Origin of the sequence: Parabacteroides sp. D25 (genome assembly GCF_000307475.1) — a bacterium.
Lineage (GTDB): Bacteria > Bacteroidota > Bacteroidia > Bacteroidales > Tannerellaceae > Parabacteroides > Parabacteroides distasonis.
Genome location: NZ_JH976503.1, coordinates 463,887 through 477,849, shown reverse-complemented (window position 1 = coordinate 477,849; position 13,963 = coordinate 463,887). Strand labels below are relative to the sequence as shown.

Here is a 13,963-nt window from a genome sequence, read left to right as displayed (position 1 = left end):
GTCGTTTACCGTATTACTTATTCAACATTCTTTAAGTCGCCCAGCGGGTAGAAAGGGAACATGTTCGCTTCCATCCATTTATTGGCTTTTTCCGGAGTCATCTTCCAGCCGGATGAGCAAGTGGAGACGAACTCTACCACAGAAGTACCCTTACCGGCCATAGCGTTCTCGAAAGCCTTACGAAGCATCTTCTTCGCTTTCCGTACGGCTGCGGCCGTCTGTACGCTTTGGCGTGTTACCAAGCAAGTTCCTTCCAATTGGGCTAATAAATCACCGATCTTCAGCGGGTAACCGTTCAAGGCGATGTTGCGTCCGTAAGGACAGGTAGCCGTGGGCATACCTTCCAGTGTAGTCGGAGCCATCTGTCCGCCGGTCATACCATAGATCGCATTATTTACGAATACGATCACGATATTCTCGCCACGGTTGGCTGCATGAATCGTCTCGGCCGTACCGATAGCCGCCAAGTCACCATCTCCTTGATACGTGAATACCATCTTCTCCGGATTCAAGCGTTTAACAGCAGAAGCTATGGCTGGCGCACGTCCGTGGGCTGCCTCGATCCAATCGATATCCAAGTAGTTATATGCGAATACGGCACATCCCACGGGGGAGATACCGATTGTCTTATCTTCCAGACCCATATCGGCTATAACCTCGGCGATTAGCTTATGTATCACACCGTGGCTGCAACCGGGGCAGTAGTGCATGGGATTTTCATTCATCAATCTGGGCTTTTCATACACCAGATTTTCCGGTTTAATTATATCGTTGAGTTCCATAATCTTTAATTATTAATGTATATATCTTAGGACATATTGCACCAGCCGCAATACGATCGCCGCTCCGCCGCAATACAAGAATACGGCCTTATCGCTAACAGCGAAGTAACATACCACGGCAGCTATGGCCAGTAGCATAAAAACCAGCGTCAATATCTCGTCAGCTTTACTTCCTCGTGTCATACGGATCAGAATAATTTTTCCTTCAGCGCGTTCAATACCTCATCCGGGGTGAATACGATTCCACCCAATCGGCCAAAGTGCTCTACCTTCACCTTACCATTTACAGCTAGGCGAACGTCCTCTACCATCTGTCCGGCGTTCAACTCAACCGATAACATACCTTTTACCTTATCCGCATAAGCGGCGATCACTTTTGTCGGGAACGGCCATAACGTGATCGGGCGTAACAAGCCAAGCTTGATACCTTCCGCACGGGCGATCTCGACTACCTTCTGGCAAATACGGGCGGAAGAACCGAATGCGATCAATAGATAATCAGCGTCCTCACATTGGAACTCCTCGTAACGAACCTCGTTTTCCTCGATCTTGCGATATTTCGCTTGGAAACGGATATTGTTCTCTTCCATCTTCGCCGGGTCTAGCTCCAAGGAAGTGATGACGTTACCCTTGCGTCCGCCCTTCTTTCCTTGTACGGCCCAAGGACATTGAGCGATAATCTCTTCCTCGGTACGGCGGGGTTGATAGGGAGGCAATACCACCTTCTCCATCATCTGTCCGATGATACCGTCCGCCAAGATAATAGCGGGGTTATTGTATTTGAAAGCCAGATCAAAACCAAGGCCTACGAAATCCGCCATCTCCTGTACGGAAGAGGGAGCTAAGGTTATCAAGCGGTAATCGCCATGACCACCGCCTTTCACGGTCTGGAAATAATCAGCCTGACTCGGCTGGATCGTTCCTAATCCGGGACCGCCACGCATAACGTTCACGATCAGACAAGGAAGCTCCGCTCCTGCGATATAAGAGATACCTTCTTGTTTCAAGCTCACGCCCGGACTGGAAGAAGAGGTCATCACTTTCTTTCCAGTGCCGGCTCCGCCGTATACCATATTAATAGCGGCTACCTCGCTCTCCGCTTGTAAGACTACCATGCCGGTCTTTTCCCACGGCATCTCTGCCATAAGGGTTTCCAATATCTCCGACTGCGGAGTGATCGGATAGCCGAAGTAACCGTCCACGCCATAGCGGATAGCCGCATGGGCGATGGCCTCGTTACCCTTCATTAATTTTATATCTTCTGCCATATCTTGATATAACTTTATATTTTTACTTTGTAGATCGTTAGACAACCGTCCGGACAAACTAACCCGCAACTAGCGCAACCGATGCATGCGTCCGGGTTCTTCATGTACACATAGTGATACCCCTTGTTGTTTACTTCTCGTGGGTGCAACTCCAGTACATCCGACGGGCAGGCTACTACGCAAAGGTTGCATCCCTTGCAGCGCTCTGTGTTTACAACAACAGCTCCTTTTATTTTCGCCATAATACTTGTTTATTTAAAATCTAAATGTAACACATTTCTATTGAGGCATCAAAGTTAGTAAAAAATTACTCGTTGCCAAGATTATAACGTTTCATTTTGTTGAATAGCGTCTTTCTACTGATATTTAACACCTCGGCGACTAGGGTACGGTTATAGTTACTTTTGATACTTCTTTATCACTTTATTAGTATAGAGAGGATTTCGCTTATTGGAAAAGTACGATGTGCGATGATAAAATGTAGGCAAATAAGAATGGGCATTCTAATCACCTTATAATGCCCATTGTAATATTGGGTTACGCCTTAGTGCTTTTTTGTGAGAGCTTTTCTAGGAAATATACGATCCCGAAACCTAAGATCATCAATCCGACGGCCTCCCAAACAAACTGATTCGGAGCGATATTCGCCTCAACCAACGGCTTGGTCATGCCATGGCTATCCACATAGGTCTCGATCGTTTCTTTCCAAGGCCATACCTTGTTAAGCGAACCCAACATGAATCCGGCCAATACGGCGATCGTTATATCATGGAATTTACGAAGGGCGAATGACAACACGCGGGAGAACGTCGTGATACCAATAGCCGCACCCGCTATAAACACCAACATAACGGGAACGTTAAACGTCTTGACCGCCTCCATGATATAGAAGTATTTTCCGAGCAACACTAAGATAAAGCTACCCGAGATACCCGGCAAGATCATGGCGCAAATGGCGATCGCCCCACAGAGGAAGATAAAGAGTAAATTACTCGGAGTCTCGGCGGGAGTCGCCACGGTGATATAAAAAGCGATCACCGCTCCGACAACAAAACTCAAGATCGTCTTCCAGTTCCATTGCTTGATATCCTTAGAGACGAACCAAGTAGAGGCCAGCACCAAACCAAAGAAAAAAGACCATACCAAGATCGGATGATACACCAAGAGATACGTAATGATCTTCGCTAGGGAGAATATACTAATACCAATACCACCCACGATAGAAAGCAAGAAATTAGCGTTGATCCCTTTCCAGAAGGCCGCTATTTTCCCCGTGAATAATTGTTTCAATGTCGTCCCGTTAATACTTTTGATAGAGTCGATCAGTTCCTCGTAGATACCTACGATAAAGGCGATCGTTCCTCCCGACACGCCGGGAACGACATCCGCCGCTCCCATACCCATACCTTTTAATACTAAAAAACCGTAGTCCTTGAGATTTCGTTTGTTAGGCATATTACATTATTAATTGTCTAATTACTGTTATCTTTATTCTTTAAAAACTCTTTTACCAGATCCTCGGGTTGGATATGTTTCTTCTCTTTATCGGGATCGATGGTAAAGTCAGCGAATACTTCTGGCCCCACTTTACGAAGCAAATAAAGAAGATCATCTCCGGATATTTGGCCGATATGCTCCATGAAATTTTCCATATCACGGTTATCCAGATAAGCCATAGCCAAATGGATATGAATCATTGGAGTCTTCGGGTTGATTTGAAGGACTTTCTTGTAATAAGAGATCGCTTTATCTACATCTCCCTTAGAAAGCAAATATTGTCCGGCATGAAGCAGGCTGTTGCATTCTTCTTGAGTTTCCGGATTGATACTTTTCTTATCGATGATCTTGAATATCTTATTCGTAATAGCGATAGCCTCCTCCTTTTTCCCGCTATCAAGCAAGCAAAGCGCTAAAAGAGAAAGGAGACGGACATTGTTCGGATACAATTGCGCCGCCTTGAATAACATGATGGAAGCCTCGTTGTCACGCTCAGTCTCGGTACAACAACGGATATAATTGATATAATTGGTCGGCCCATCCTCCATATCCGGATCGTTTATGATCGTGGAAAGCAGTTGGTAAGCCTTCTCATATTGCTCCAGCTTCATATAACATTCCGCCATGAGTGGAGAGATACGGCGCATCACCTCCTCATCACCCTCGATTTCTTGATATTCCTCGATCGCCTTCTCATAGCTCTCGTTCATATACAGGCAGTACGCTTTCAATATTTTCAGTTCCGTATCGGAATCATCACACGTCAAGGCGAAGTCGAAAGCCTCGATCGCTTTCTCGTAATCGCCAACCATGGAATGTAGCCTTCCCAGCGTAAACCAATACTCGTATGAGAAAGGATTCTTATCGATTAGCTCATTACATAACTCGATCGCCCGGGGAATGTCTCCTTCCGTCTCGAGGATGTAGCAAAGCTCATTCTTAAGGATCAAGTTATCCGGAAATAAAGCCAAGCCACGGTCCACGAAATCGCGGGCCTCTTTGTTCATGTCTAAATCATTCAGGATGGGGGAGATGTACTCGAAGACTTCCTCCAAATAGTCACAATCCCTAGTGATCAACTCTTCCGTGATCTCCAGAACCTTGGGATATTGGTTGAGCGAGCAATAGCATTCCATTTTTAACATATCCAGATCTTGGTTATCAGTCTCCGCTATATTCTCGAGCAGAGCGAGAGCGCTCTCATAATCCTCGTTATACGCGAATTGCCTGCCTTTCTTGATTTGCAAGGCGGAATTACCGGGATGAAGCTTTAGCCCGAGGGCTAAGACTTCATCAAAGTAAGTATAATCGTTCGAATCTTCAAAGCTGTCCAACATTTCATCGATTTGATCAGCGTCGAAATAAGGCTCCTTACCCTCTTCCTTCGCTGAAAGATAATGTTGTAACAAGCGTGAGATATCGTCTTTTTTCATTTACTATTCTTTATTTATTAATCTTGCTCCACGTGTCCTTTAGTCCTACGGTACGGTTGAATACCAAGTTGTCGGGGGTGGATTCGCTATCTATGTTGAAATAGCCGATACGCTGGAATTGAAGGTAGGAAAGCTTGGGCAAGGTAGCCACGAACTTCTCTACGTAACAGTTTTTCCGGATCTCCAAGGAGTTCGGGTTGATGATTTCCTTCATGGCCTCTAGCGGGGAGCAATTCTTCTCCTCCCGGATAGCGGCCAATTCGTCTCTAGGGTTCTCCACCTTCCAAAGGCGGTCGTATAAGCGTACTTCCGCTTTTTGGCAATGGGCGCAGCTTACCCAGTGCAAGGTACCTTTTACTTTACGGTTAGCGTCCGGCATACCGCTGCGGGTATTCGGATCGTATTCGCAATATACCTCGGTAATCTCACCGTTCTCGTCTTTCTTGCAGCCCGTACATTTTACGATATAAGCGTTCTTCAGACGAACTTCCTGTCCCGGTGTCATCCGGAAATATTTCTTGGGGGCGTCTTCCATGAAGTCCTCACGTTCCATCCACAACTCACGGCTGAACTCGATCGTATGGCTGCCGGCTTCCGGATCTTCCGGGTTATTGATCGCTTCCAGCTCCTCGACCTGTCCTTCCGGATAGTTGGTGATAATCAGTTTCACCGGATTGATCACGGCGGATACACGGATGGCGCGGGCATTCAGATCCTCGCGTACGGCGCTTTCCAGCAAGGCGAACTCGTTCAGGGCGTCGTAAGTCGTATAACCGATCTTGTCGATGAACTTACGGATAGACTCCGGAGAGTAACCCCGGCGGCGGAAACCGCAGATGGTCGGCATACGGGGGTCATCCCAGCCGTTTACCAAGTTCTCTTTTACCAATGTAAGCAGGTTACGCTTGCTCATCAGCGTGTAGCTTAGGTTCAATTTGTTGAACTCAGTCTGTCGGGGGCGGTTGTCGTTCAAGTCCTCGCCTTCCTTCAGCCAGTCGATAAACAAATCATACAGAGGACGGTGTACGACAAACTCCAAGGTACACAAGGAATGCGTTACGCCCTCGAAGAAATCGCTCTGTCCGTGGGCGAAGTCGTACATCGGATACGCTTTCCACGTCGTGCCCGTACGATGGTGCGGATGGTTAACCACCCGATAGATGATCGGATCGCGGAAGTGCATGTTCGGGTTTGCCATGTCTATCTTCGCGCGAAGTACCATGGCACCTTCCGCTATCTCACCCGTGTTCATCTTCTTGAAGAGAGCTAAGCTTTCCTCGATCGGACGGTTGCGATACGGGCTCTCGATGCCCGGTTGTGTAGGCGTGCCCTTTTGCTGGGCTATTTGTTCGGATGTCTGCTCGTCAATATATGCTTTACCTTCCTCGATGAGGCGGATCGCGAAATCCCACAATTGCTGGAAGTAGTCGGACGCGTAATAAATATTTCCCCACTGATATCCCAGCCATTGGATATCCTCCTTGATCGCCTCCACGTATTCCTCATCCTCCTTCGTCGGGTTCGTGTCGTCGAAACGGAGGTTGCAGATACCGCCATGGCGTTCAGCGATGCCGAAATCTAGGCAAATGGCCTTCGCGTGGCCGATGTGAAGGTATCCGTTGGGCTCGGGCGGGAAACGGGTTTGTACACGTCCTCCGTTCTTGCCTTCCGCTAAATCTTTCTCTACGGCTGCCTCAATGAAATTCAGGTTCTTCTTGCCTTCTTCTTCGTTTGTATTGATATCGCTCATACTTAAAAATTGATAGTTTTTCTTCGAATGGGGCAAAGGTAGCGATTTCTTTTTAAAATAGGCTGATGAGCAGGGCTATATTTAGGACGGTTACCATCGTTCCCAACAGCAAGAGGAGGATGGTCGTAGAGCGGCTGTTCGCGTAGACACCCATGACCTTCTTGCTGGAAGTGAGGTACACTTGCGTGAAGACCGTGATTGGCAATTGCACGCTCAACAACATCTGCGACAGGATCAATCCCTTGAACGGATCGCCGATCAGGAAGATGATGGCCAAGGCGGGGACGAACGATAGCAGGACTCCCAGCTTTGAGTGCAGGTCGGTATGATTGTACGCCTCGCCATAGAATCCGGCGAAGATGGAAGCCCCGGCGATACCGGATGTGATGGTCGAGGAGATACCCGCCAGTAATAGGGCGGCGGCGAAAATCACCCCGGCGTTATTTCCTACGAGGGGTACCAATAACTGTTGCGCTTGGTCCAGCTCGTCTACGGCGATGTTTTGCTTGAAGAAGGTAGAGGCGGCCAAGATGATCATTGCCGAGTTGATCGCCCAGCCGATCACCATGGACAGGAGCGTGTCGTAGAACTCGTACTTCAGTTGTTTCTTGATGACCGACTCGTCCTCTAGGTTCCATTCCCGGCTCTGTATCACCTCCGAGTGCAGGAACAGGTTGTGAGGCATCACGACGGCTCCCAGTACGCTCATGATGATCAGCATGGAGTTCTCGGGGAAGGTGGGTTTCACCCAGCCTACCACGGCCTGCCCCCAGTCTACGTCGACCAACGCCAGCTCGTATAGGAACGAGAGCCCGATAATGGACACGAACGTGATGATCCAGCGTTCGGTCTTACTATATGTATTACTGAATAGCATGGCGAGGCATACGATGGTGACGATCACCGCTCCCGCCTTGATCGGCATACCGAACAACATCCGGAGGGCGATGGCTCCACCGAGTATCTCGGCGAGGGAGGTGGATATGCTGGCGAGCATGGCCGATCCTAGGATCGGGCGGCTTAGCACGCGTGGCATGTATTTGTTGGTCGCCTCCGAGAGGCAGAGGCCGGTCACGATACCGAGGTGGGCCACGTTGTGCTGGATAATGATCAGCATGACGGACGAGAAGGTGACGACCCACAGGAGGGCGTAGCCGAACTCGGAGCCTGCCGCGAGATTCGTCGCCCAGTTTCCGGGATCGATAAAGCCTACGGTGACAAGTAATCCGGGGCCGATATATTTTAGTAAATCCAATGCCCCGGAACGGGGGCGGTGGTTGATCTTCAGTTTGTCTAGTAAGTTCATGTTTGTATAGATACTTTTAAATTAAAAAAACAGCGTAAAGATACGAATAGTTTCGTTGTTACCCAACGGTGGCCGGAAATACGTTCGTACGGCCGATGGCGGGTATCCGTACGGCTGTCCTCTTGTAGCTGCCCGGCTGTCCGTCCGTATCCGTACGGCTGCAAAGATGTAGCTACTCGGATACAAAGATGTAGCTGCCCGGATACAAAGATGTAGCTACTCGGATACGGATGGGCAGCTGTACGGATATGCGGTCGTACCCGTACGGTCGCGCCCGTGTATCCGGGCTTGTGTGTCCGCGTATCCGCCCGGCCGCGTGTCCGCGTTTATGCGGATACGGTAAACGAGCTACGGGAATGTCAACACGAAGGTGGTCTGCCGCTGGGCCGGGTTGCTTCTCAATGCGATGCTGCCGCCGGACAAGCGCATGATCTGTCGTGAGATGGACAGCCCGATACCGCTTCCACCTTCTTTCGTGGTGAAGAACGGCACGAATATATGCTCGGCTTCCTCGGGGGGGATGATGGGGCCGTTGTTCGTCACTTCTAGGATAACGGCCTCGTTGGGGTCGCAATACGCCTTGAACAAGATAAGGCCGTTTTCTTGCTCGTGCCCGATCGCTTGCATGGCGTTCTTCAAGAGGTTCAAGACTACTTGCGTGATCAGGTTCTCGTCGGCGTAGACGATCAAGTCCTCCGGTTCCACGTCGATACGAATGGTTATGTTCGGGTAGTTATTGTGGTGGCGGGCCAACCGCGTGAGCCGTTCGGCGAACTTATTGACGTAGAATAAAGAGGGCTGAGGCGTCGGTATATGTGTAAACTTACGGTACGACTCGACGAACGCGATCAAGCTCTTTCCGGTAGAGCTGATTACCTCCAAGCCGCCCCGTATCTCCTCGTCGACATTCTGGTGGAGGGAAAGCAAGGTGTCGCTCAAGGAGGTGATAGGGGTGACGGAGTTCATGATCTCATGGGTCAAGACCCGTGTCAGTCGTATCCATGACTCGATCTCCTTATCGTCCAGCTCGCTGTTGATATCATTGATCGCAATGATGCGGACGTGTTTCTCTTGGAGCGTCATCTCGGAGACACGGACCGAGAGATGTACCGTGCCCCGCTCGTTGATAAAAGAGATCTGATGTTTCTCGCCGGGACGAACGTCGCTGATGAGGCGCTCTAGATTCTCGTCGATACGTCCGAGCTGGCGGGCATGGGTAAAGACCGTCAATCCCAGCAGTCGCAAGGCCTCGTTGTTGGTCTGGAAAATATTGCCCTTATCATCTTCTACGATGATACCCGTATTCACTTGGTTCATGATCAACTCGTAATATTTCTCTTTCTGGATCGCCTCGGCTTTCGCTTGAAAAAGTATTTGGGTGATGCGGTTTAAGGACTCGCTAACCAGCTTGTCGTTGGAGGAGCGCCCCCGGGTAGCGTACTTGAAGGCGTAATCGCTATTGTCGATCGCGTCGAACATGAAGGCTACCTTTTGCGCGTTCCGCTTGAACAAAAGGCTGATGCCCCGCAAGGCAGCCAGCCATCCGATGCCTAAGAACAGGAACCATCCCCATTCTTTCTCCAAGGCCTGGTAGGTGAGTGCCGCCGTCAGCCCGATAGCGAGGGCGAGGCGGAAGGTGAGGCTGTAATAAATGCCTTTAAAGTTCATACCGCTTGATCTTATTATAAAGCGTTTGCCGTGAGATACCCAACTGGTTCGCCACGAGCGAGAGATTACCGCCAAATTTATCCATGGCGGCCTTGATCATAGTATACTCCATTTCCTCGAGCGTAGTGATGTCATTCTTGACGGGCGCCTCCCGCTTACGAGGGAAATCGAAATTGCTGCCATCTAAAGTATCACCATCGGCAATGATAATCGCTTTCTCCACGGTATGTTCCAGTTCGCGGATATTACCCAGCCAAGGTTGGGCTTTCAGCTTTTCCTTGGCGTCGTCGGTGAGGGCCATGGGCTTTTTACCGTAGATATTGGTATATTTCGTGATGAATATCTCAGCAAGCGGTACGATATCCTCCGGCCGCTCCCTCAAGGGCGGGATCTCTACGTGTATCGTATTGATACGATACAGCAAGTCCTCGCGGAATTGCTCTTTCTGTACCATCTCCTGCAAGTCCCGGTTCGTGGCGCAGATCAGGCGGATATTGATGGGGATCGGGGTATTGCTACCTACCCGTACGATGCTCCGGCGTTGCAAGGCGGTCAGTAATTTGGCTTGCAGATGATAAGACAGGTTACCGATCTCGTCGAGGAACAAGCTTCCGTTGTTCGCTACCTCGAACTTACCGGGGCGATCCGTCCGGGCGTCGGTGAAGGCCCCTTTTACGTGTCCGAACAGCTCGCTCTCGAACAGCGTCTCCGTGATAGCGCCCATATCCACCGGTACCATGGCCTCATCCTTGCGGGGGGATAGCAGGTGTATTTCCCGGGCCAGCATTTCCTTACCGGTTCCGTTCTCTCCCGTGATTAATATATTGGCGTCTGTCTTGGCTACTTTCTCTATCAGCATCCGTAGTTGCTGCATGGCGTTGCTGTCTCCCCAAAACATACCGCTTTCCTTGGATACCAACTGCTTGTTGCCGACACCGCCTTTATGATTGGCCGAGCGGATTTGGTAAGCGGCTTGCAAGGTTTCCAATAATTTAGCGTTGTCCCAAGGCTTTACCACGAAATCGGTAGCCCCTTCCTTGATTCCTCGTACCGCCAGATCGATGTCGGCGTAGGCGGTAAAGAGAACGACTTGTATCGAGGGATAAGCCTTCTTGATCTCGGAGAGCCAGAACAACCCCTCGTTGCCGCTGTTTATACCGGCGCTGAAATTCATGTCGAGCAATACGACATCCACGTTCTCGTCGTGCAGCGTGTTTTTTATCTTGTTCGGGGTAGAGATGGTGATAACCTTCTCGAAGCAAGTTCCTAACAGCATTTGTACGGCGGTCAGGATACCTTTATTATCATCCACAACTAGTATAGTGCCTTGTTTTGCCATGTCATGTCCATTTATACGGGCAAAGATACTCGATCTGGTCGATACTTCCTAAACCAGATACATCCTATTTCTGTTTCATATACCGTATGGATAAAGAAATAACGAATATAAATGGTCAGACGGGAGGGAATATCCCGGATGGCTTGCCAATCCCTAGCCGTTATTGGGCGATCCTAGCGATTGGGCTTGGTGTTACCGTGTCGGTGTTGGATGGGGCGATCGCAAACGTGGCTTTACCTACGATTGCCGGCGATCTCCATACGAGTCCGTCTGCTTCTATATGGGTGGTGAACGCTTATCAGTTGGCGATCACGATTTCTTTGCTGTCGTTATCGTCGATGGGAGAGATCTGGGGGTATCGGAAGGTGTATACGATCGGGTTGCTGTTATTTAGCTGTACCTCTTTGGCCTGCGCTTTATCCGATTCCTTGTTTACGCTGATTATCGCCCGTACGCTACAAGGTTTTGGCGCCGCTGCCATAGCGAGCGTGAATACGGCCTTGATCCGTATTATTTATCCCAAACGTTTTCTGGGGCGAGGTATGGGGATTAATGCCTTGGTGGTATCCGTATCGGCCGCCGCTGGTCCTACGATAGCCGCTGGTATATTGTCCGTGGGGAACTGGCCTTGGTTGTTCGCTATAAATATCCCGATAGGTATTACCGCTTTGATATTGAGCTTTAAGTTCTTGCCGCAAAATCCGGTGAAGGCTGTCGGACGTAAGTTTGATGTTACGGCGGCACTCATGAACGCATTGACATTCGGTTTGGTGATAGCGATTATCGAGGCGTTCACGCATGATGTACATATCTCATTGATAGTAGCGGCGATTGTTATCGTATTGTTCTGTGGGTATTTCTATGTCCGGAGAGAGAAACGGCAGGCCTATCCATTATTGCCGATAGACTTGCTGCGTATTCCTCTTTTTACCCTTTCTATCATTACGTCTGTGTTTTCTTTCATCGCTCAGATGCTGGCTATGGTCTCTTTCCCGTTTTTCTTGCAGCGGGTACTGGGACGCGATGAGGTGGCGACCGGCTTATTATTGACTCCTTGGCCTTTGGCGACAATGGTGTGCGCCCCTTTGGCCGGGATCTTGTCGGAGAAAATGAATGCCGGGGTCTTGAGTGGTATCGGGTTGATTATCTTCTCGGGAGGGTTGTTCTCGTTGGCGGAATTACCGGCGCATCCTTCCGATCTGGATATTATCTGGCGCATGGCGCTTTGTGGTTGTGGCTTCGGGTTGTTCCAGACTCCTAACAATAGCCTCATGATCGGGGCCGCTCCGGAAAGTAGGAGTGGAGGGGCTAGTGGTATGTTGGGTACGGCCCGTTTGCTGGGACAAACTTGCGGGGCTTCGCTGGTAGCCTTGATGTTTAAGTTATTTCCCGGCCATAGCATGCCCGCGGCGTTATGGCTGGGAAGTGTGTTGGCCTTGATCGGGGCGGTTATTAGTTTCTCCCGGATCAATCGTAAGGCTTGATCGGATTAGGCGAGATGCGATTTTACCTGCATTTTCGCCCGGTATCCCAGCAGGCATACGGAGCATAAGAAGCCTAATGGGTAAGCCATCCAAATCCCGGCGATACCCCAATGGAACGTGAATCCCAATAGATATCCGGCAGGTATGGCTATGATGAAATAAGCGAGAAACGAGATCCACATAATCGCTTTCACGTCGGCTAGCCCTCGTAAGGAGTTCGCTAAAATGATTTGTGCGCTGTCGCCTATTTGATAGAGCATCAATATGGGGAGTAGTGTCTTCACGATTGCGTTGACATGAAGATTATCCGTAAATATCAATCCAAGCCCGGATTGGGTCATGAATAAGGTGGTGCAGACAATACAAACGACAATAAGCCCCAGATGAAGCCCGGCAATGGTGATCTTACGCACCATATACCAGTCGTTCGCCCCTTTATAATAACTGGTACGAATCGCTACGGCGGCTCCAAGACCTAAATAGATGGTAAAACTGATCGTTGATATGGTAATGGCTATTTGATGGGCGGCAAGCTCAAGGCTACCCAGCCAACCCACCATGATGGCGGTGACGCAGAATGTTCCCGCTTCCAAGCCTTGTTGCAGACTGATCGGCCAGCCTATGGAATTCAGCCTTCTCCAACTCTGCTTATTGATACGAATATGAGTGAAACCTTTCCGGTAAGGCTTATAGTCGGTTCGCAGCATGAATACGGCGATGAAAAGCAATAGCATGATGATACGCGAGATAAAGGTGCTTATACCTGCCCCGAGCAGTCCGAGTTCCGGCATTCCGCATTTTCCGTAAATGAGGATATAGTTGCCGATGATATTCAGCAGATTCCCTGTCAATAGGACCCACATGGATATGGATGGGTTGGCTATGCCTTCCACGAATTGACGGAATGAATTATAAAGCATTACGAATATGATCGAGACTAATGAGACTGCGAAATAAGGTCTTATCAATGGCAAGAGTTCTTCGGGTTGGCCTAAAGAGTCTAGGTTTAGGTAAATCCCCAGTAAGACGGCTATCAATAATAAGGTGGTAGTCATATTGGCAACCAGACTGTTTTTGAGCCAGCCTCCGATCACGATCTTTTTATTCATCGCTAAATTCTGTCCGATCAGCGGGGTAAGATTATAGGAGAATCCGGTTCCCATTATGATAAATGCGTTTATTACATTATTGACGAACGATGCCGCCGCTAGTTCCTCCGTACTGTGTTGTCCCACCATGATGGTGTCTGCCAATCCGGTGATGATAGCCCCCAATTGTCCGATGATGATAGGTACCCCTAGCATTACTAAGGATTTATAATATTGTTTGTAACCCGCTATTCTATTGTACATATGTATTGTTCTGTTATTAATGATGGTGTAAAAATCCTTGATCGTATATGCCGGATATACGATAGAGTTGTTCTAAATGAAAAT

13 protein-coding genes are annotated in these 13,963 nt (G+C 49.2%); 1 reads left to right on the top strand and 12 read right to left on the bottom strand.

Annotation, left to right across the window (positions count from 1 at the left end; translation table 11 throughout):
- Window positions 1–17: 17 nt before the first annotated feature.
- From HMPREF0999_RS12600 to HMPREF0999_RS12565, 11 genes are all read right to left on the bottom strand, one after another.
- Complete coding sequence (locus HMPREF0999_RS12600) at window positions 18–782, bottom strand: thiamine pyrophosphate-dependent enzyme (protein WP_005856318.1); 765 nt, start codon at window positions 780–782, stop codon at window positions 18–20.
- A gap of 12 nt (window positions 783–794) precedes the next feature.
- The gene (locus HMPREF0999_RS22715) at window positions 795–965 is read right to left on the bottom strand and encodes a hypothetical protein (RefSeq protein ID WP_005856320.1); all 171 of its coding nucleotides are present in this window, start codon (window positions 963–965) and stop codon (window positions 795–797) included.
- A gap of 5 nt (window positions 966–970) precedes the next feature.
- Entirely contained in the window at window positions 971–2,050 is a 1,080-nt protein-coding gene (locus tag HMPREF0999_RS12595) for a 3-methyl-2-oxobutanoate dehydrogenase subunit VorB (protein WP_005856322.1), read from the bottom strand.
- A gap of 14 nt (window positions 2,051–2,064) precedes the next feature.
- Entirely contained in the window at window positions 2,065–2,292 is a 228-nt protein-coding gene (locus tag HMPREF0999_RS21970; protein ID WP_005856324.1) for a ferredoxin family protein, read from the bottom strand.
- Window positions 2,293–2,357: 65 nt separating this feature from the next.
- Window positions 2,358–2,459: a helix-turn-helix domain-containing protein gene (locus tag HMPREF0999_RS23165; protein WP_226766767.1), complete on the bottom strand. Its 102-nt coding sequence runs from the start codon at window positions 2,457–2,459 to the stop codon at window positions 2,358–2,360.
- 128 nt (window positions 2,460–2,587) lie between these two features.
- Window positions 2,588–3,505, bottom strand: coding sequence for a DUF368 domain-containing protein (locus tag HMPREF0999_RS12590; protein WP_009276071.1), 918 nt, complete (start codon window positions 3,503–3,505; stop codon window positions 2,588–2,590).
- 17 nt (window positions 3,506–3,522) lie between these two features.
- The gene (locus HMPREF0999_RS12585) at window positions 3,523–4,980 is read right to left on the bottom strand and encodes a tetratricopeptide repeat protein (protein WP_009276070.1); all 1,458 of its coding nucleotides are present in this window, start codon (window positions 4,978–4,980) and stop codon (window positions 3,523–3,525) included.
- 10 nt (window positions 4,981–4,990) lie between these two features.
- Entirely contained in the window at window positions 4,991–6,730 is a 1,740-nt protein-coding gene (locus HMPREF0999_RS12580) for a glutamine--tRNA ligase/YqeY domain fusion protein (protein WP_008778287.1), read from the bottom strand.
- Between the two features lie 52 nt (window positions 6,731–6,782).
- The gene (locus HMPREF0999_RS12575; RefSeq protein ID WP_009276069.1) at window positions 6,783–8,036 is read right to left on the bottom strand and encodes an Nramp family divalent metal transporter; all 1,254 of its coding nucleotides are present in this window, start codon (window positions 8,034–8,036) and stop codon (window positions 6,783–6,785) included.
- A 348-nt stretch (window positions 8,037–8,384) separates the two neighbouring features.
- The gene (locus HMPREF0999_RS12570; protein WP_009276068.1) at window positions 8,385–9,704 is read right to left on the bottom strand and encodes a sensor histidine kinase; all 1,320 of its coding nucleotides are present in this window, start codon (window positions 9,702–9,704) and stop codon (window positions 8,385–8,387) included.
- The gene (locus HMPREF0999_RS12565) at window positions 9,694–11,043 is read right to left on the bottom strand and encodes a sigma-54-dependent transcriptional regulator (RefSeq protein ID WP_009276067.1); all 1,350 of its coding nucleotides are present in this window, start codon (window positions 11,041–11,043) and stop codon (window positions 9,694–9,696) included. The genes HMPREF0999_RS12570 and HMPREF0999_RS12565 overlap by 11 nt, the downstream gene beginning before the upstream one ends.
- 86 nt (window positions 11,044–11,129) lie before the next feature.
- On the opposite strand from HMPREF0999_RS12565, the gene HMPREF0999_RS12560 reads away from it, so the two are divergent.
- Window positions 11,130–12,527 (top strand): MFS transporter, encoded by a 1,398-nt coding sequence (locus HMPREF0999_RS12560; RefSeq protein WP_009276066.1) that lies wholly within the window; start codon window positions 11,130–11,132, stop codon window positions 12,525–12,527.
- Between the two features lie 5 nt (window positions 12,528–12,532).
- Here the strand turns inward: HMPREF0999_RS12560 and HMPREF0999_RS12555 are convergent, their stop codons facing one another.
- A complete protein-coding gene (locus HMPREF0999_RS12555; protein WP_009276065.1) occupies window positions 12,533–13,879 on the bottom strand; it encodes an MATE family efflux transporter in 1,347 nt (448 codons plus the stop codon).
- Window positions 13,880–13,963 lie beyond the last annotated feature (84 nt).

What these genes read in the sequence shown, in the direction of transcription:
- HMPREF0999_RS12600 (WP_005856318.1), bottom strand. Translation starts at nt 782, where the DNA reads ATGGAACTCAACGATATAATTAAACCGGAAAATCTGGTGTATGAAAAG.
- HMPREF0999_RS22715 (WP_005856320.1), bottom strand. Translation starts at nt 965, where the DNA reads ATGACACGAGGAAGTAAAGCTGACGAGATATTGACGCTGGTTTTTATG.
- HMPREF0999_RS12595 (WP_005856322.1), bottom strand. Translation starts at nt 2,050, where the DNA reads ATGGCAGAAGATATAAAATTAATGAAGGGTAACGAGGCCATCGCCCAT.
- HMPREF0999_RS21970 (WP_005856324.1), bottom strand. Translation starts at nt 2,292, where the DNA reads ATGGCGAAAATAAAAGGAGCTGTTGTTGTAAACACAGAGCGCTGCAAG.
- HMPREF0999_RS12590 (WP_009276071.1), bottom strand. Translation starts at nt 3,505, where the DNA reads ATGCCTAACAAACGAAATCTCAAGGACTACGGTTTTTTAGTATTAAAA.
- HMPREF0999_RS12585 (WP_009276070.1), bottom strand. Translation starts at nt 4,980, where the DNA reads ATGAAAAAAGACGATATCTCACGCTTGTTACAACATTATCTTTCAGCG.
- HMPREF0999_RS12580 (WP_008778287.1), bottom strand. Translation starts at nt 6,730, where the DNA reads ATGAGCGATATCAATACAAACGAAGAAGAAGGCAAGAAGAACCTGAAT.
- HMPREF0999_RS12575 (WP_009276069.1), bottom strand. Translation starts at nt 8,036, where the DNA reads ATGAACTTACTAGACAAACTGAAGATCAACCACCGCCCCCGTTCCGGG.
- HMPREF0999_RS12570 (WP_009276068.1), bottom strand. Translation starts at nt 9,704, where the DNA reads ATGAACTTTAAAGGCATTTATTACAGCCTCACCTTCCGCCTCGCCCTC.
- HMPREF0999_RS12565 (WP_009276067.1), bottom strand. Translation starts at nt 11,043, where the DNA reads ATGGCAAAACAAGGCACTATACTAGTTGTGGATGATAATAAAGGTATC.
- HMPREF0999_RS12560 (WP_009276066.1), top strand. Translation starts at nt 11,130, where the DNA reads ATGGATAAAGAAATAACGAATATAAATGGTCAGACGGGAGGGAATATC.
- HMPREF0999_RS12555 (WP_009276065.1), bottom strand. Translation starts at nt 13,879, where the DNA reads ATGTACAATAGAATAGCGGGTTACAAACAATATTATAAATCCTTAGTA.